18 protein-coding genes and 1 pseudogene are annotated in these 17,058 nt (G+C 72.5%); 10 read left to right on the top strand and 9 right to left on the bottom strand.

All coding sequences use genetic code 11. The features are described from left to right. Positions 1-315, top strand: a pseudogene (locus MKK70_RS30225) (hypothetical protein); the annotation flags it as partial. Positions 316-335: 20 nt separating this feature from the next. Here the strand turns inward: MKK70_RS30225 and MKK70_RS30220 are convergent. Together MKK70_RS30220 and MKK70_RS30215 are read right to left on the bottom strand one after the other, a co-directional pair. Next, positions 336-1,490, bottom strand: a complete 1,155-nt coding sequence (locus MKK70_RS30220; RefSeq protein WP_243951656.1) for a pyridoxal phosphate-dependent aminotransferase — start codon at positions 1,488-1,490, stop codon at positions 336-338. 70 nt (positions 1,491-1,560) lie between these two features. Further along, positions 1,561-2,217, bottom strand: coding sequence for a DUF1345 domain-containing protein (locus MKK70_RS30215; protein ID WP_243951655.1), 657 nt, complete (start codon positions 2,215-2,217; stop codon positions 1,561-1,563). A 215-nt stretch (positions 2,218-2,432) separates the two neighbouring features. Between MKK70_RS30215 and MKK70_RS30210 the strand changes: the two genes are divergently transcribed. The 5 genes from MKK70_RS30210 (at position 2,433) to MKK70_RS30190 (ending at position 7,140) form a co-directional block, all read left to right on the top strand. Next, positions 2,433-3,167, top strand: coding sequence for a DsbA family protein (locus MKK70_RS30210; protein WP_147729710.1), 735 nt, complete (start codon positions 2,433-2,435; stop codon positions 3,165-3,167). A gap of 148 nt (positions 3,168-3,315) precedes the next feature. Beyond that, complete coding sequence (accB, locus tag MKK70_RS30205) at positions 3,316-3,792, top strand: acetyl-CoA carboxylase biotin carboxyl carrier protein (RefSeq protein ID WP_243951654.1); 477 nt, start codon at positions 3,316-3,318, stop codon at positions 3,790-3,792. 57 nt (positions 3,793-3,849) lie between these two features. Beyond that, positions 3,850-5,202, top strand: a complete 1,353-nt coding sequence (gene accC, locus MKK70_RS30200; protein WP_147729490.1) for an acetyl-CoA carboxylase biotin carboxylase subunit — start codon at positions 3,850-3,852, stop codon at positions 5,200-5,202. A 186-nt stretch (positions 5,203-5,388) separates the two neighbouring features. Beyond that, positions 5,389-5,697: a hypothetical protein gene (locus MKK70_RS30195; protein ID WP_243951653.1), complete on the top strand. Its 309-nt coding sequence runs from the start codon at positions 5,389-5,391 to the stop codon at positions 5,695-5,697. A 282-nt stretch (positions 5,698-5,979) separates the two neighbouring features. Continuing rightward, the gene (locus tag MKK70_RS30190) at positions 5,980-7,140 is read left to right on the top strand and encodes an acetyl-CoA C-acyltransferase (protein ID WP_243951652.1); all 1,161 of its coding nucleotides are present in this window, start codon (positions 5,980-5,982) and stop codon (positions 7,138-7,140) included. A gap of 99 nt (positions 7,141-7,239) precedes the next feature. Here the strand turns inward: MKK70_RS30190 and MKK70_RS30185 are convergent, their stop codons facing one another. The 3 genes from MKK70_RS30185 to MKK70_RS30175 all read right to left on the bottom strand — a co-directional run bounded on the left by MKK70_RS30185 (position 7,240) and on the right by MKK70_RS30175 (position 9,883). Continuing rightward, the gene (locus tag MKK70_RS30185) at positions 7,240-8,379 is read right to left on the bottom strand and encodes an acyltransferase family protein (protein WP_243951651.1); all 1,140 of its coding nucleotides are present in this window, start codon (positions 8,377-8,379) and stop codon (positions 7,240-7,242) included. 444 nt (positions 8,380-8,823) lie between these two features. Further along, complete coding sequence (msrA, locus tag MKK70_RS30180; protein WP_243951658.1) at positions 8,824-9,480, bottom strand: peptide-methionine (S)-S-oxide reductase MsrA; 657 nt, start codon at positions 9,478-9,480, stop codon at positions 8,824-8,826. A gap of 82 nt (positions 9,481-9,562) precedes the next feature. Further along, on the bottom strand, positions 9,563-9,883 hold the full coding sequence (locus MKK70_RS30175) for a PetM family of cytochrome b6f complex subunit 7 (protein ID WP_147728517.1): 321 nt from the start codon (positions 9,881-9,883) through the stop codon (positions 9,563-9,565). Between the two features lie 132 nt (positions 9,884-10,015). Between MKK70_RS30175 and MKK70_RS30170 the strand changes: the two genes are divergently transcribed. Further along, a complete protein-coding gene (locus tag MKK70_RS30170; protein WP_243951650.1) occupies positions 10,016-10,714 on the top strand; it encodes an HAD family hydrolase in 699 nt (232 codons plus the stop codon). 394 nt (positions 10,715-11,108) lie between these two features. Then, positions 11,109-11,429, top strand: a complete 321-nt coding sequence (locus MKK70_RS30165) for a hypothetical protein (RefSeq protein ID WP_243937044.1) — start codon at positions 11,109-11,111, stop codon at positions 11,427-11,429. 54 nt (positions 11,430-11,483) lie between these two features. Here the strand turns inward: MKK70_RS30165 and MKK70_RS30160 are convergent, their stop codons facing one another. The 3 genes from MKK70_RS30160 to argH form a co-directional block, all read right to left on the bottom strand. Further along, entirely contained in the window at positions 11,484-12,170 is a 687-nt protein-coding gene (locus tag MKK70_RS30160) for an invasion associated locus b family protein (RefSeq protein WP_243951649.1), read from the bottom strand. A gap of 150 nt (positions 12,171-12,320) precedes the next feature. Then, the gene (locus tag MKK70_RS30155) at positions 12,321-12,605 is read right to left on the bottom strand and encodes a hypothetical protein (protein WP_147729634.1); all 285 of its coding nucleotides are present in this window, start codon (positions 12,603-12,605) and stop codon (positions 12,321-12,323) included. A 95-nt stretch (positions 12,606-12,700) separates the two neighbouring features. Further along, positions 12,701-14,092, bottom strand: a complete 1,392-nt coding sequence (argH, locus tag MKK70_RS30150; RefSeq protein ID WP_147729633.1) for an argininosuccinate lyase — start codon at positions 14,090-14,092, stop codon at positions 12,701-12,703. 146 nt (positions 14,093-14,238) lie between these two features. Here argH and MKK70_RS30145 point away from each other — a divergent pair, with 146 nt between their 5' ends. Then, positions 14,239-14,898, top strand: a complete 660-nt coding sequence (locus MKK70_RS30145; protein WP_147859912.1) for a TlpA disulfide reductase family protein — start codon at positions 14,239-14,241, stop codon at positions 14,896-14,898. 142 nt (positions 14,899-15,040) lie between these two features. Beyond that, positions 15,041-15,592 (top strand): PAS domain-containing protein, encoded by a 552-nt coding sequence (locus MKK70_RS30140; RefSeq protein WP_147844284.1) that lies wholly within the window; start codon positions 15,041-15,043, stop codon positions 15,590-15,592. A gap of 90 nt (positions 15,593-15,682) precedes the next feature. Here the strand turns inward: MKK70_RS30140 and MKK70_RS30135 are convergent, their stop codons facing one another. After that, on the bottom strand, positions 15,683-16,987 hold the full coding sequence (locus MKK70_RS30135) for an MFS transporter (RefSeq protein WP_147728681.1): 1,305 nt from the start codon (positions 16,985-16,987) through the stop codon (positions 15,683-15,685). Positions 16,988-17,058 lie beyond the last annotated feature (71 nt).

Raw genomic sequence — 17,058 nt, 5'->3', positions numbered from 1 at the left:
ATGGACGGCGACCCGCTCACCCTCGCCCTCGCCCGCCTGCCGGCCGACTGCGCCGCCTGGAAGCGCCGCCTCGCCTCGGTGCTGATCGGCGCGGTGCCGCATACCGGCATGATGACGATCACCGTCGATCCGATCCTGCCCGCCGGCGTCCGCGCCGGCGTCGCCGATGCCGCCGCCCGCGCGGCTGCCCTCTGCGCCGGGGTGAAGGCGCAGGACTGGACCGCTGCGACCGCCGCCTTCCAGGCCTTCGAGGCGGCGACCGCGACGGCGCTGGCCGCCGCCTCGGTCGCGGACGCCGCCGTCCTGGCGGCCTGACCGGGGCGTCCGCGCCGCGCTCACGCCAGCCAGGTTCGCAGGCGCCGCACCGCTTCCCGGCACTCGGCCTCCGAGCCGGCGAAGGAGAACCGGACGTGGTGGTGGCCGGCCTCCCGGTCGAAGTCGAGGCCGGGGGTGGCCGCCACGCCGGCCTCGTCGAGCATCCGCCGGCAGAAGGCGGAGGCGTCGTTGGTGAGGTGGGCCACGTCCGCGTAGAGGTAGAACGCGCCGTCGACCGGATGCGTCCGCCCGAGGCCGAGGCCCGGGAACGCGTCGAGCAGGATCGCGCGGTTGCGGGCGTAGCCGTCGCGCACCGCGTCGAGTTCCTCGGTGGCGTCGAAGGCGGCGAGCGCGGCGACCTGCGAGAGGGTGGGCGCCGAGATGTAGAGGTGCTGCGCCAGCCGCTCGATCGGGCGCACGAGGGCGTCGGGCACCACCATCCAGCCGACGCGCCAGCCGGTCATGCAGTGGTACTTCGAGAACGAGTTGATCACGATCGCGTCCGGGTCGAACCGCAGGGCGGTCGTCGTCGGCACGCCGTAGCCGAGCCCGTGGTAGATCTCGTCGGAGACGAAGGGCAGGCCGAGCGCCCGCGCCGCTGCGCACAGCTCCGCCAGCGCCGCCTCGCCGATCACCGTGCCGGAGGGGTTGGCCGGGCTCATCACCAGAACGCCCGAGAGGGCGTGCGCGGCATGGGTCTCCCGCAGCAGCGCGGCGGTGGGGGCGTAGCGGTCGGCCGCGCGGAGCCGCATCGGCACCGGCACCAGGTCGAGGGCCGCGAGGATGTTGTGATAGGCCGGGTAGCCCGGCTGGGGCACGCCGACGCGGGCGCCGGCGTCGAACAGGCTCAGGAACGCCAGGATGAAGCCGGCCGACGAGCCGGTGGTGACCACGACCCGCTTCGGCGCCACCGCGACGCCGTAACGCTCGCGGTAGTCCCGCGCGATGCGCGCGCGCAGCTCCGGCATCCCCAGGGCCTCGGTGTAGGGCACGCGGCCGCCCTCGAGCGCGCGTTGCGCGGCGACGATCACCGCCCGCGGCGCCGGCGCCGAGGGCTGCCCGACCTCCATCCGCACCACGTCCTCGCCGGCGCGCGCCTTCCCGGCGGCGGCGGCCATCACGTCCATGGCGAGGAAGGGCGCGACGGCGGCGGCACGGCGGGAGATGGGGATCATCGGACGCTTGTACCCGGGCGGCGGCCGCGGGTCAGCCCTCGGACGGGTCGGCGATGCTGCGCAACCCCCCTCAATGCCCGACGAACCCCGCCGCCATGTTGACGGCGAGCGCCAGCACGCCGGTGTTGAACAGGTAGGCGTAGACCGTCTGCACGGTGGCGATCCGGCGCATGCGCTTGCTGGTGATGTTGGTGTCCGAGGTGGCCGCCGCCGCGCCGATGGTGACGGTGAAGTACAGGAAGTCCCAGAAGTCGGGGGCGTCGTCGCCGTGGAAGTCGAGGCCGCCGCGGCTCTCGCCGGGCGCGTCGTCGCCGTAGTAGACGTGGGCGTAGTGGATCGTGAAGACGAGCTGCACGAAGGCCCAGGTGCACAGCACGGTCGCCCCGGCGAGCGTCAGGTCGAAGACCTTGCCGGCACCGCTCGCCTTGCCGCCGAGCACCAGCACGCCGACGGCGGCGAAGCTCGCCGCGGCCGCGAGCAGCGTGAACACCGTCACCAGGGCCGCGCTGTCGTCGAGGCGCGACGCCTGCAGGCGCAGGGCGTCGCGCGACTGCCCGGTGGATTGGTGGACGATCAGCATCGCGTAGGCCACGATCCCGGCGCACCAGCCGGCGAGCAGGCGGGTGACGAGGTCGTCGCCCGGCATCAGCAGCGCGCCCGCGGCCATGATGCCGAACGCCGCGAGCAAGCGCGGGCGGAGCCGGAAGGCCCGGATGGGATTGATCATCGGCGTGACGCCTCGCGGGAGAAACTTCGATCGGGCACGACGGGATTTGACCCGCCGCCGTGAAAACGCCTAACCCGGCCGATAGCGGACCGGCCAGACCCCGGTCCGGCCCGCCCGCCGCGCCCGCCCAGCGAGGACGTATGCCTCTCTCCCGTTTCCTCTCGGCCTCCCGCCGCGCGCTGCTGCTCGCCGTCCCCTTGGCCGTTCCCTTGGCCATGCCCCTCGGCCTCCCGGCCCGGGCGCAGACCGCGCCGGCCGCGCCCTTCACCGATGCGCAGCGCGCCGGGATCGAGGCGATCGTCAAGGACTACCTGATCAAGAACCCCGACGTGCTGCAGGAGGCGATCGCCGAGGGCGAGAAGCGCCAGGCCGAGACCCAGCGCCTGGCCCAGGCCGCCGCGCTCAAGGAATCGCAGAAGGCGTTGCTCGACAGCCCGCACGACGTCGTCGCCGGCAACCCGGCGGGCGACGTCACGATGATCGAGTTCTTCGACTACAATTGCGGCTATTGCCGCAAGGCGCTCGGCGACGTGCAGGCGCTGATCAAGGCCGATCCGAAGCTGCGCGTGGTGATCAAGGATTTCCCGGTGCTCGGCCCGGAATCGCTCGAGGCCAGCCAGATCGCGCTCGCCGCCAAGCAGCAGCTCAAGGGCGACAAGCTGTTCGAGTTCCACCAGAAGCTGCTCGAATCCAAGGGCCGGGCGAACGGCGCCAAGGCCCTCGACGTCGCCAAGGCGATGGGGCTCGACGTGGCCCGGCTGCAGAAGGACGCCCAGGGCCCCGAGGTGAAGGCGGCGCTCACCGAGAACCGCGGCCTCGGCGACAAGCTCGGCCTGTCCGGCACGCCCGCCTTCATCATCGGCGACGAGATCATCCCCGGCGCCGTCGGCGTCGACCCGATCCGCAAGACCATCGCCGACGTCCGCCAGTGCGGCCACGCCTCCTGCTGAGGCGAGAAAGGGTGTCGCGAACGCGCCCGGTCGTCTAAGACCGGCGCCTTCGCGGGATCCGGGCCCCGGTCGCGCGGCCGCGCCGGCGGATCGGCGCCGCCGCGGCGGTCACCCCAATCCCAGGTCAAGCCCCCAGAAGACAGGCCCGATGTCCAAGCACGACCCCATCGATGCCGATCTCGTGCGCGAGCTCGCCAACCTCGTCACCGAGACCGGCCTGTCCGAGATCGAGGTCGAGAAGGGGGATCTGCGCATCCGCGTCGTCCGCCGGATCGAGCCCGTGAGCGTCCAGGTGGCCGCGCCCGCCGCGATGGCGGCCCCGGCGGCGCTTGCGCCCGTGCCGAGCCCCGGCCCCGGCCCCGGCGCCGCCCCCGAGCGCGGCAAGACCCATCCCGGCGCCGTGCCGTCGCCGATGGTCGGCACCGCCTACCTGCGCCCCTCGCCCGAGGCGAAGGCCTTCGTCGAGGTCGGCTCCCGGGTCGAGGTCGGCGACAAGCTGCTGCTGATCGAGGCGATGAAGACCTTCAACGAGATCGTCGCGCCCCGCGCCGGCACGGTGGCCGCGATCTTCGTCGAGGACGGGCAGCCGGTCGAGTACGGCGAAGCCCTGATCGTCATCGAGTAGTCGGGCGCGCCTGTCCCCACCCGAACCGCGCACCCTCCGCTCGAAAGCGCCCCTGCCATGTTCGACAAGATCCTGATCGCCAACCGCGGCGAGATCGCGCTTCGCATCCTCCGGGCGTCGAAGGAGCTCGGCATCAAGACCGTGGCGGTGCACTCGACGGCCGACGCCGACGCGATGCACGTGCGGCTCGCCGACGAGAGCGTCTGCATCGGCCCGCCGGCCGCCCGCGACAGCTACCTCAACATCCCCTCGATCATCGCCGCCTGCGAGATCACCGGCGCCGACGCGGTCCATCCCGGCTACGGCTTCCTCTCGGAGAACGCGCGCTTCGCCGAGGTGCTGGCCCACCACGAGATCGGCTTCATCGGCCCCAAGGCCGAGCACATCCGGATCATGGGCGACAAGATCGAGGCCAAGCGCACCGCGCTCAAGCTCGGCATCCCGTGCGTGCCCGGCTCCGACGGCGGCATCGAGGACCCGGAGGAGGCCAAGCGCGTCGCCGCCGAGATCGGCTACCCGGTGCTGGTCAAGGCGGCGGCCGGCGGCGGCGGGCGCGGCATGAAGGTGGCGCGCTCGGAAGCCGAGCTGAGCCAAGCGCTCGGCATGGCCCGCTCCGAGGCCAAGGCGGCGTTCGGCGACGACGCGGTCTACCTGGAGAAGTACCTCACCAACCCGCGCCACATCGAGGTACAGGTGCTGGGCGACGGCCGCGGCGGCGCGGTGCACCTGGCCGAGCGCGACTGCTCGCTCCAGCGCCGGCACCAGAAGGTCTGGGAGGAGGGCGGCTCGCCCGCGCTCAACGAGGCGATGCGGGCCGAGATCGGCGAGATCTGCGCCGACGCGATGCGCAAGCTCGGCTATCTGGGCGCCGGCACCGTCGAGTTCCTGTACGAGGACGGGCGGTTCTACTTCATCGAGATGAACACGCGGATCCAGGTGGAGCATCCCGTCACCGAGATGATCACCGGCATCGACCTTGTGATCGAGCAGATCCGGGTCGCGGCCGGCGGCGCCCTGTCGGTCGCGCAGGGCGACATCAAGGTCGAGGGGCACGCCATCGAGTGCCGCATCAACGCCGAGCACCCGGCGACCTTCCGGCCCTCGCCCGGCCTCATCACCTACTACCACCCGCCCGGCGGCCTCGGCGTGCGCGTCGACTCGGCCGCCTTCCAGGGCTACCGCGTGCCGCCGCACTACGATTCGCTGATCGGCAAGCTCATCGTCCACGGCCGCACCCGCAACGAGTGCCTGATGCGCCTGCGCCGGGCGCTCGACGAGTTCGTCATCGACGGCGTCGACACCACGCTGCCGCTGTTCCGCACCCTGGTGCGCAACCCCGACGTCCAGAACGGTGCCTACGACATCCACTGGCTCGAGCATTTCCTGGAGGGGGGCGGCCTCGACGCCTGATCTCGTCGCGGCGGATCGGCACGAAACCGGTCTTCCGCAGGCCCGCGCGGGGCTCGAGCCGGGCCCGAATCCAGGATCCCGCGGGGATGATCCGGATGCGATGCGGGGCGTCGGCCGGTGGAACCGGAACGGAAGCGCCCGCCGCCCGTTGCTAGGTCCCATCGCACGCCATCGAAACGGATCTCCATGCGCCTCGCATCCCTCGCCCTCGTCGGCGCCCTGATCTCAGGCCCCGCCCTCGCCCAGGATGCCGGCAACGTCGGCCAGCCCTCGCGCGCCGTGCCCCAGGCCGGCCAGACCACCGGCGGCCCGCGCGACACGGTACCCGGCGCCGGCGGCGCGATGACCACCGGCAGCACCGCCACCCGCCCGGCCGGCGCGATGGGCGCGACCCCCGGTGCCGGTGCCGTCGACTCCGCCAAGGGCGGCAACGCCGACCAGACCAACAAGATGGCCCCCAACGCCGGCGCGACCTCGGGCGGCCCCGCCCGCTGAATCGCTCCGCCCGTCGCGGATCGCGAGGCCGGTTCCCGGAAGGGAGCCGGCCTTTTCGTTTTCCCATCCTTCGCTGCGGCGACCCGGACAGATCGTTCGAGGCGCCGACCGGCCCCCTCTCCCGCACGGGAGAGGGGACCTGCGTTGTTTCCGGCCGCGACGCGGACGCATGACGGCCGGCGCGGTGGGCAGCGCAAGCCCGCCGCACCACCCAGGCTGGACATCCCACCGCCGCCGGACTGGAATGGCCGCATCAGGCGAAGGCCGGCACGGGAGGCGACGATGTCCGATCCGATCGTGATCGCGGGGGCGGCGCGCACGCCGATGGGCGCGTTCCAGGGGGAGCTGGCGCGCGTGGCGGCCCCGGAGCTCGGCGCCGCGGCGATCCGCGCGGCGGTGGCGCGGGCCGGGCTTCCCGCCGACGGCGTGTCCGAGGTGGTGATGGGCTGCGTCCTGCCGGCGGGCCTCGGCCAGGCGCCGGCGCGCCAGGCGGCGCTCGGGGCCGGCCTGTCCGAGGCGACCCCGTGCGCGACCCTGAACAAGGTCTGCGGCTCGGGCATGAAGGCGCTGATGCTCGGCCACGACATGATCGCGGCGGGCTCGGCCGGGACCGTGGTGGCGGGCGGCATGGAATCGATGTCGAACGCGCCCTACCTCCTCGACAAGGCGCGGGGCGGCCAGCGCCTCGGCCACGGGCGCATGCTCGACCACATGTTCCTGGACGGGCTGGAGGACGCCTACGATCGCGGCCGCCTGATGGGCACCTTCGCCGAGGACACCGCGCAAGCCTACCAGTTCACGCGGGAGGCGCAGGACGCCTACGCCCTCGAATCGCTGGCCCGCGCCACCCGCGCGACGGCGGAGGGCGCCTTCGCCGACGAGATCGTCCCCGTCGGCGGGGCCGCGACCGACGAGGGCCCGCGCCGGGCCCGGCCCGAGAAGATCCCGACCCTCAAGCCCGCCTTCCGGCCCAACGGCACGGTGACGGCGGCCAACGCCTCGTCGATCTCGGACGGGGCGGCGGCCCTGGTGCTGATGCGCCGGTCGCAGGCCGAGCGCGGCGGCGTCGCGCCGCTGGGCATCGTCCGCGGGCACGCGAGCCACGCCGCGGCGCCGGCCTGGTTCTCGACCGCGCCGATCGGCGCGATCGGCAAGCTGCTCGACAAGGTCGGCTGGCGGGCCGGCGACGTCGACCTCTACGAGATCAACGAGGCCTTCGCGGTGGTGGCCATGGCCGCGATGCGCGACCTCGACCTGCAGCCCGACCGCGTCAACGTCCACGGCGGCGCCTGCGCCCTCGGCCACCCGATCGGCGCCTCGGGCGCCCGCATCGTGGTGACGCTGCTGGCCGCGCTCGCCCGCACCGGAGGCCGCCGCGGCATCGCCGCGCTCTGCATCGGCGGCGGCGAGGCGACGGCGATCGCGGTGGAGCGGACGTCCTGAAGCAGGGTCGAGCGTGGCGGATACCGCCTCGCGTGACGACAATGCGACCACGCCATGAGCCGGTGCTCGTTCCGTGATACGAGGATCGCAAAAAGGGTGCTAGCCGGCGAGCCGACGGTTCGGGGCGGCCGCAACGGCGACCGCCGATTCCCCGAGGCGGGGTCGGTCGCCGAACCGGTGCACGACGTGGCGGCCCAGCGCGATCGCCGGCCTCTCGATCCATCGATACATCAGCGTCGCGACGCCGACGGTCACGAGCGCGGTCGCCGCGGCGAAGACGTGGACCGGGACGACCGGCTCGTATCCCGCCAGCGCGTGCTCGAGCACGACCTGGACCACGGGCCCGAACAGGTAGATCGAATAGCTGATCGCACCGAGGCCGACGAAGACCCGTCCTTCGATCCTGACCTTCACGGCGAGGAGCGCGAAGAGCGCCATCGCCAGCCAGTAGGTGATGACGTACTTCACCCAGCTCTCGTGAAAACCCATGTCGCGATTGTAGGCGAGCACGGACACCAGTGGCACGGCGAGGATCAGCGCCGCCGTCACCAGGGCCGATGGGGAGCCCCAGCCCGCCCGCTGCTCGAAGACATGGTAGCGCAGGCACAGGCCCCAGAACATCACGGCGAGCGAGAGCGGCACCGCCACGGGGAACTTGCGTTCCAGATGGAAGCGCAGGCCGGCCAGGACGACGGCGGCCGCGATGAGCGAGAGCGCGCAGACCACGGCACCCGTGCGGTCGTCGAGGCGACCGATGACGAACAGCCCCACGCAGATGGCGTAGAAGATCAGCTCGATCTGGAGCGTCCAATACAGGCCGATGATGTTCTCCACGCCGAGGAACTGCTGCAGCATGGTCATGTTGGCCGGCACGAGCAGGTTCGGCACGTCGCGGCCGGCCCACACGAACAGGACGAGCAGGCCGCACGGGATCGAGAGCCAGTAGGCGGGATAGAGGCGGAAGAACCGCGAGACGGCGAAGGCCAGGACCGGTCGGCGGCTCGGCTTGAAGAGCGAGAACGGGACGACGAAGCCGGAGACGGCGAAGAACAGCGTGACCGCGATCTTGCCGACGTCGAGATACGCGGTCAGGTGCCCGAGCAGGTCTCGCTCCAGCGGAGACGGCCCGAGCTGAGCCCTGAGACCGAATTCGACGGTATGGGCGTAGATCACCGCCAAGGCGGCTAAGCCGCGGATCGAATCGATGCAGTGGAGGCGGCGCATGACGGCATCGATCACGTTCGCCCTCGGATGCAGGGCGCGGCGACGATTGCAGGCGGTCCGAGTCTCGACAAGCCGCTTCGAAGGGCTTGGTTAAAGGCCGGCCGGCGACGCGACGGGTGCCCCGCGGAGGCTCGACGATCGGCAGGATTCGCCGTGGATCGGCGCAAGACACCTGAGGCGGGATCGTCGAGGCAGGCAGGAAGGCGAACCGGATCCGACCAGAGACGCACATCGAGCCCGATAGGTCCGATCGAACGCCGGAGCGGTCGTCCTCGATCGGGGAGCCCGGCCGTCGGGCGAAGGTCCGCGCGGCATCGTCAACGCAAGGCTTCGTCGCCCGAGGACGCCGGCTTGGCGGAGCGCCCGCCTCGCGGCCGCGGCCCTGCGAGGCGGGGTCGGCGGCGACCGAAGCCGAACGCGATGCGCGGTCCGCGTTCGGCCGCTAGCGTTTGCGGGAGGCTAGGCCGCCACGCCGGTCCCGATCGGGCAGGCGACGCCCGTGCCGCCGAGGCCGCAATAGCCGGCCGGGTTCTTGGCCAGGTACTGCTGGTGGTAGGCCTCGGCGAAGTAGAAGGTCTGGCCGGAGACGATCTCGGTGGTGACGTCCGGGAAGCCGCGGGCCTTCAGCGCGGCGGCGTAGGCCGAGCGCACGGCCTTGGCCGTCGCCTCCTGCGCGGGATCGGTGAGGTAGATGCCGGACCGGTACTGCGTGCCGACGTCGTTGCCCTGGCGGTACCCTTGCGTCGGGTCGTGGCTCTCGAAGAAGGTCTTGAGCACGGATTCGAGCGGCAGCACCGCCGGATCGAAGGCGACCAGCACGACCTCGTTGTGCCCGGTGCGGCCGGAGCAGACCTCCTCGTAGGTCGGGTTCGGGGTGTACCCGCCCTGGTAGCCCACCGCCGTGACGAACACGCCCGCGGGCAGCTGCCAGAACTTGCGCTCGGCGCCCCAGAAGCAGCCGAAGCCGAGGCCGATCGTCTCGGTGCCCGGCGGGTACGGGCCCTTGAGCGGGTTGCCGTTGACGAAGTGGGTCTCGGAGGTCGGCAGCGGATCGGGGCGGCCGGGCAGCGCGTCGGCCGGGCTCGGCATCTCGGCCTTCTTGCGGAACATCTGCAGCATCGGGCATCCTTCGGGCGGCGGGTTCGCGTCAAACCCGTATATGGGGTCGCCCGCCCGGTTGATGAAGCGGCCGGTCGCCTCAGGAGCGCGTGAGGAACCCGATCGGCTCGCGCGCCGGCTGCCCGAGCCAGAGCAGCACCGCGCCGAGGCCGAGGCCGAGCAGCGAGGCCGGCGCCAGGGTGAGCGGCAGCACCGCGAGGTTCCACAGCCACGGCGCCACGCCCTCGACCGTGGCCTGGAGCGCGCTCGCCTTGTCCTTGAACAGCGTGAACAGCAATTCGCTCAGCGGCGTGATCCGCAGGCCGTTGTTGGCGACCGAGCGGGCGCCGTCGTAGACCAGGGCCACGAAGCCGCCGGCCAGCAGCACGAAGCCGAGGAGGCGCAGGAGGAAACGGAACATCGTCGGGTCTCGGGAGCACGCGCGTCGGCCGGTCCGGAGGGCGTACGAGCCCCGCCCCCGCCGCGCAAGCGGTTGCCGCGCCCGCGCCCGCCGTGCCACAGGGGCGGCCCCGGCGACAGGAACCGACCACCCGTGACCATCCGCGTACAGGCCCCGGTGCCACCGGCCCTCGTCATCTTCGATTGCGACGGCGTTCTGGTGGACAGCGAGCCCCTGAGCCTCGCCTGCCTCACCGCCGGGCTCAACCGCATCGGCGTCGCGATCGACGTCGAGACCGTGCGGGCGCGCTTCGCCGGCACCTCCATGGCCTCGATCATGGGCCACGTCGCGCGCGACTACGGCGTCACGGCGCCCGATGGGTTCGTCGCGGCGGTGAAGGCCGAGACCCTGGCGATCTTCGACGCGGAGCTGCGCGCCATGGCCGGGATCGCCGAGGCGGTGGCCGCCCTCTCGCTGCCGACCTGCGTCGCCTCGAGCAGCGATCCCGTGCGGCTGCGCCACTCGCTCGGCCTCACCGGCCTGCTGCCGCTGTTCGACGGGCGGATCTACTCGGCGGTCGAGGTCGCCCGCGGCAAGCCGTTTCCCGACCTGTTCCTGCACGCCGCCGCCCGGATGGGGGTCTCGCCCGACGCCTGCCTGGTGATCGAGGACAGCGTGCCCGGCGTCACCGCCGCGCGGGCGGCCGGGATGCGGGTGCTCGGCTTCACCGGCGGCGGCCATTGGGGCCACGACCGCGACGGGGCCGACCTGCTCGCGGCCGGGGCCGCGCGGGTCTATCGCGACCACCGCGACCTCGCTGCGAGCCTGGCGGCGATCGGCGCGCAGGGCTGAGGCAGGATCGGGCTGCCGCCCGGGACGGCGGCGCGGGTTTGTGCCCGAAAACTGCAAAAAAACGGAAACGGCTTCCTTTGACGCCGCGCCGGCAGATCTCCATCTTAGCGAGGTCGGGCGATGCCAAGCATCGCCGACCGCGGTGATTTGAGGAGCATCGCTTGCGCCGCGTCATCAAACGCTAAAGCACTGCCGGACGACGCCGTCCTGCGGTCCTTCAACGTCAGGAGGACTCCTACCGTGATCCGATACCCCTCGACCCCCGCTCTCCCCGTGCACGGCGCGCGTATGCGCCGGCCTCGTGGTTGCTGTCGCGGCTGACGTTCGCGCGCCGACAGACGATCCGACCGCCCAGCACCGCCGGCATCGCGACCGGCCCCGGGAGACATCCGTCATGCCACAGCTTCATCCGGCCGCGCAGGCCGCCCCGACGCACGACCTGTTCGCCGACCACCTGACCCAGCGCGCCCGCAACCGCCTGCACGCGGAGCCGCCGCCGACCCGGATCATCGAGGTGGGCGAGATCGCCGCCGGCATCGCCGTGCCCGAGCCCGGCGGGGTGCGCTTCTTCTCCTCGGCCCGTGCCTTCGACGAGCTCGACGGCACGGTGTTCCGCAGTACCGAGCAGGCCGCCCGCGCCGCCCGCGAGCGGTTCCGGGCCCGCACCCGGGTGTCGGGCGCCCGACCGGGCGGGGGCAGGCCGGCCGCGGTCTGAGGGGGGCTACCCTTCTCTCCCTCCCCGCTTCAGGGGGGGAGGGAGGATCCCCCCTTACTTGCACTCCTCGCGGGTGCGCTTCATCGCCTCGCCGAAGCCGGCCAGCGCGTACTCGTCGCTGGTCGGCCGGCCGCGCATCGAGATGGTCTTGACCAGGAGCTTGGGCACCCGGCCGCTCATCTCGGAGACGACGCGGGCCTCCTCCGAGGGGTTCTGGAGCCAGGCGTTGCCGTCCTTCACCACGAGGCCGTAGCGGGCGCTGCCCAGGGTGATCGCCGGGTCGCTCGGGGCGGCGGCGGCGCCGGGCCTGGCCTGGGCGGCCGCGGGCTTGAACGGGAAGCCGAGCATCACCGCGATCTCGTTCTGGACGTTCTCGCCCTTGCGCACCGTGACGAACAGGTAGGCGGTGTCGCGCTTGAGCGTCGCCGGCGAGCGGGTCTGCGGCTGGGCGATGGCGTAGCACAGGCGGGTCTTGCCCTGGCCGCTGGCGAACACGTTCCAGTCGCCGAAGATCGCCACCGGCGTCGCCTGCTGCATGCCGGGCGGGGTCGGCGCTTCCTTCGGCGTCCGCTCGCGGCCGCCCCTGCGGCGGCGGTGGGAGGCGGCGGCCGGCGCCTCCGCCTCCTGCGCCGAGGCCGCCGAGATCCCGAGCAGCCGCGCAACCGTCGGTGCGCTGCCGGCGGGCAGCAGGCACGTCAGCGCGAGCGCGCCGAGCGGGAGCAGGCAGAGGGCTGAACGCATCGTCACTTCCCGGTCGGCTGGCCGGCGCGCCGGGCGCGCCGAGGGCTCGGTCGGCGCGACACCGGCACCGTACGCGGGAGTCATGAAGCCTGCGCGCCGCTTCGGCAAGATGGGGTCTCGGGCCGCCCGGATCGGCGCCGCCCGGCGCCGTCAGCCGGCGTGGATCTCGGCGGCGGCATTCTGGGCCGCCATCGCCGCGACCGGCAGAGCCGGCGCCTCGCCGAGGTCGATCCGCACCGGGGGTTGCGGCGCGGTCGGCGCGGGGGCCGGCTTGGGCTGGGGATCGTTGTAGGGCGTGTTGTAGCCCTTGCGCACGGCGGCCCAGTAGGCGTCGCGCGCGAGGCCGGAGCCGACGAGGGCCGCGTCGATCATCGCGGTGGCGGTGGCGGCGAGTGCCGGGGTCTCTTCCGGCTTCGTCCAACTCTCGACGGGCATGCTCGCGGTCTCCGATGCGCTTGCGCCGCTGTAGCAGGGCTTACCTAGCTAGACCGTGAACGCGCCAGGCGGCTTTCGGTTGCTGTGCACCATTTTCAGGCAGCCGGCTCCGCGAGCCGCGCGAGCCAGCCCTCGGCCTGCGCGCGGACGTTGGCCGGGGCGGTGCCGCCGAAGCTGACCCGGCTCGCCACCGAGTTCGCGACGCCCAGCACCGCGTAGACCGCCTGCGTGATCTGCGGCTCCGCCTCCTGCATCTCGGGCAGCGACAGCGCCTCCAGCCCGACGCCCTTGGCCGAGGCCATGCCGACGAGGCGGCCGGTGACGTGGTGCGCCTGGCGGAACGGCAGCCCGAGCTCGCGCACCAGCCAGTCGGCGAGGTCGGTCGCGGTGCTGTAGCCGGAGCCCGCGGCCCGCGCGAGAACCTCCGCGTTCGGCTCGAGGTCGCGGACCATGCCGGTCATCGCGGCCAGGCACAGCGACAGCGCCTGCAGCGCGTCGAAGGTGCCCTCCTTGTCCTCCTGCATGTCCTTCGAATAGGCCAGCGGCAGGCCCTTCATCACCGTGAGCAGGCCCATCAGCGCGCCGACGATGCGCCCGCTCTTGGCCCGCACCAGCTCCGCCGCGTCGGGGTTGCGCTTCTGCGGCATGATCGACGAGCCGGTGGTGTACCCGTCCGACAGCTTGACGAAGTCGAACTGCGCCGAGGTCCACACCACGAGCTCCTCGGCGAAGCGCGAGAGGTGGATCGCGCAGATCGAGGCGGCCGAGAGCGATTCGAGGGCGAAGTCGCGGTCGGCGACGGAGTCGAGGGAGTTCGCCGTCGGGCGGTCGAAGCCCAGCGCCGCGGCCGTGGCGTGCCGGTCGATCGGGAACGAGGTGCCGGCGAGCGCGGCCGCGCCCAGCGGGCACTCGTTGAGCCGGGCGCGCGCATCGCGGAAACGGCCGCGGTCGCGCGCCAGCATCTCGACATAGGCGAGGCAATGGTGCCCGAAGGTGACCGGCTGGGCCGATTGCAGGTGGGTGAAGCCCGGCATCACCGTGCCGGCATGGGCCAGCGCCTTCTCCGCCAGCGCCCGCTGTAGCCCGGCGGCCTGCGCGTCGAGGTTGTCGAGGGTGTCGCGCACCCACAGCTTCATGTCGGTGGCGACCTGGTCGTTGCGCGAGCGCGCGGTGTGCAGGCGCCCGGCGGCCGGGCCGACGATCTCGGTCAGCCGGCTCTCGACCGACATGTGGATGTCTTCGAGCTCGCGCTTGAACACGAAGCCGCCGGACTCGATCTCCGCCTGCACGGCCTTGAGGCCGCCCTCGATGGCTGCCACATCGTCGGTCGGCAGGATGCCCTGGGCGCCCAGCATCGCGACATGCGCCAGCGAGCCGCGGATGTCCTGGGGGGCGAGGCGCTTGTCGAATCCGATGGAGGCGTTGATCTCCTCCATGATCTCGGCGGGGCCGCTCGCGAAGCGTCCGCCCCACATCCGGTTGCTCATGGTCTTCCCGATCCTTCCGCTCGCGCTCGAGCATTCCCCGTGATCCCGCGATCACGGGGAATGCGCCCGCCTCTCGTGTGGTCGCATTCTCTTCACGCGCGCCGGCATCCGCCGCGCTCGAAAATGCTCTGGGGTACGCAACGATGATGCCTGGACGATTGATGGGCGCCGCGATCGGCGCCGGCCTCGTCACCGCCTTGGCCGCCGGCCTCGCCCTATACGGGACCGGTGCGGGGCCCGGCAACGCCCCCGCGCCCTGTGCCGCCTCGGCCGCGGCGGTGGCCCGGGTCGACGCCGCCGCCCGCGGGGACGTCGCGGCGATGCAGGCGCCCGAGAAGGCCCGGCCGGCACCCGACATCGCGTTCAAGGGGCCGGGCAACGGAGGGAAGGACGGGGGAGGGGAGGCCAACCTGCGGCTCTCGGATTTCCGCGGCCGCCTCGTCCTCCTGAACCTGTGGGCGACGTGGTGCGCGCCGTGCAAGGCCGAGATGCCGGCCCTCGACCGGCTCGAGGCCGCGCTCGGCGGCAAGGATTTCGCGGTGGTCGCGATCAACCTCGACACGCGCAACCTCGACAGGCCGCCGGTCTGGATGCGGGACAACGGCATCGCGCGGCTGGCCTACTACGCCGATCCCGGCGGGCGCGTGCTGCCGGCGGTGCAGCGCGACACCGGCTCGCCCGGCCTGCCGACGACCCTGCTGGTCGACCCCGCCGGCTGCACCATCGGCGTGATGAAGGGGCCGGCCGAATGGTCGAGCCCGGACGGGCTCGCGCTGATCCGGGCAGCCCTCGGGCGCACGTCCTGAGCCCGCTTCGGAGCGCGGGCGCGCTGTCCATTGGACTTTAAGGCAAGGCGCGAAGCCGGGGGCCGACGGATGATTTGCCGCGATGCCCGATTGCCTGAGGCCGGACCCTGCGCCATAGCTCGGCTATAGCCGAGGTTGGGCCATGATCTTCGTAACGGATGCAGCCGGAAAGGTGGTCTATCTCAGTGATGAATGGACTGTTCTGACCGGTCAGCAGATCGAAGACGTATCGCAACAGGGATGGAGCAAGGTCATCCATCCGGACGACCTCGCCGTCGTGCGGACCGTGGTCGCCGAGGCGAGCGTCGCCCGCAGCGAGTTCACCGTGCGCTATCGCCTGCTGTCGCCGGACGGGCGGGCGACCTGGGTCGTGGCCGGCGCGGTGCCGTCCTTCGGGCCGCCCGAGCGGACCTTCCTCGGCTTCTTCGGCTCCATCAGCCGGCTCGCGTCGCCGCCGCCCAAGAGCACGGCGACCGGGTCGCTCGGCCGCTTCACCCTGCCGTCGCCGGTGGCGGATTCCGAGCCGCGCTCGGTCTTGGAGCTGGTCGCCGACCACCTGATCACCGCGCACGCGCTGATCATGCAGGGCGGCGGCACCTGCGCGCTGGCCGCGGTCGAGGTCGCCCTGCACGAGGTCGGCCGCGAGCTCGTTCGGGCCTCCGCCACCGCGCAGGACGGCTCGAACCTGCATTAGAGCCTCGTCGCGCGCGGCGGATTCCGGCTCGCGTGAGGACGATGCGATCTCACGACAGGCCCTGACGGCGCGGCGTCGGTTCGGCGCGACTCACGCCTCGGTGTCGGCGTCGAGGTCGCGCCCGCGGGTCTCGTGCATCATCCAGGCGGCGATCGTGCCGAGCACGCTGAACGCGACGAGGTAGTAGGCCGGCGCCAGCCGGTCGCCGGTGATCGCGATCAGCTTGTTGACGACGTAGTTCGTGCTGCCGCCGAAGATCGAGACCGAGAAGGCGTAGACGATCGAGAGCCCGGCGCTGCGCACCGCCCGCGGCAGCGATTCGGGGATCGCGACGATGATCGCCGCCGCGTTGATCGAGGACAGCGCCGACATCAGGAACGTCACCGCGTAGACCGAGGCCGCGGTCGGCGCCTGCGCCAGCCACCAGAAGGCCGGCACCGCCAGCACCACGATCGCGGCCCGCGGCCACACTAGCACCGGGCGCCGCCCGAACCGGTCGGCGAGCCAGCCGCCCAGCAGCGGGAACACCACCGAGGCGAGGCCGAGGGCGATCGGCACCGCCGTCGACACCGTCTCGGTGAGCCCCAGGGTGGCGTGCGCGTAGACCGGCATGTTGGTGCCGATGGCGTTCGAGACGGTCGAGGCGGCGATGACGACGAAGGTCAGGAGCAGCAGGCGCCCGTGCTCGCGCAGCAGCCGCACCACCACCGCGCCGGTGGAGGCGGCCGCCGCCGGATCCTCGCCCTCGCCCGCGGTCTCGGGCAGGTGGCTGCGGATCACGAGGCCGACCGGCACGACGCCGATGCCGAGCAGGAACATGACGCGCCAGCCCCAATCCGCCATCGCCGCCTCGCCGAGGACGATGGTAAGGCCCGTCGCGACGATGCCGGCGAACAGGGCGGCGCAGCCCTGGCTCGCGATCTGCCAGCTCGCCACGAAGCCGCGGTGCCTCGGGGGCGCCGCCTCCAGCAGGTAGGCGGTGGAGGGGCCGACCTCGCCGCCGAGCGCCAGCCCCTGGATCAGCCGCCCGACGATGACGATCACCTGCGCCCAGCCGCCGAGCGTCGCGTAGGACGGCGCCAGCGCCAGCATCAGCATGCCGACCGCCATCAGCGCGATGGTGATCAGCATGGCGGGCTTGCGCCCGGCCCGGTCGGCGAAGGCGCCGATCACGATGCCGCCGATCGGCCGCATCACGTAGCCGATGCCGAACAGGGCGAGCGAGGCGAGCAGGCTGTCGGTGGCGTTGTCGGACGGGAAGAACGCCGCGCCGATCGGCACGGCGAAGAAGGCGTAGAGCGTGAAGTCGTAGAACTCGAGCGCGTTGCCGAGGACCACGGCGCCGACAGCCTTGCGGTTCAGGGCCGGGTGGTCCGGTGTCGTCGTGGCGGTCATCGCGCGTCCTTGCGTCATCGGTGCCCGCATAGACGTCCCGAGCCCGGACCGCCACCGGCAGGGCTTGCCCG

The organism is Methylobacterium sp. E-041 (genome assembly GCF_022829665.1).
GTDB lineage: Bacteria > Pseudomonadota > Alphaproteobacteria > Rhizobiales > Beijerinckiaceae > Methylobacterium.
The sequence above is the reverse complement of the archived record's forward strand: the minus strand, read 5'-3'. Positions and strand labels throughout refer to the sequence as shown.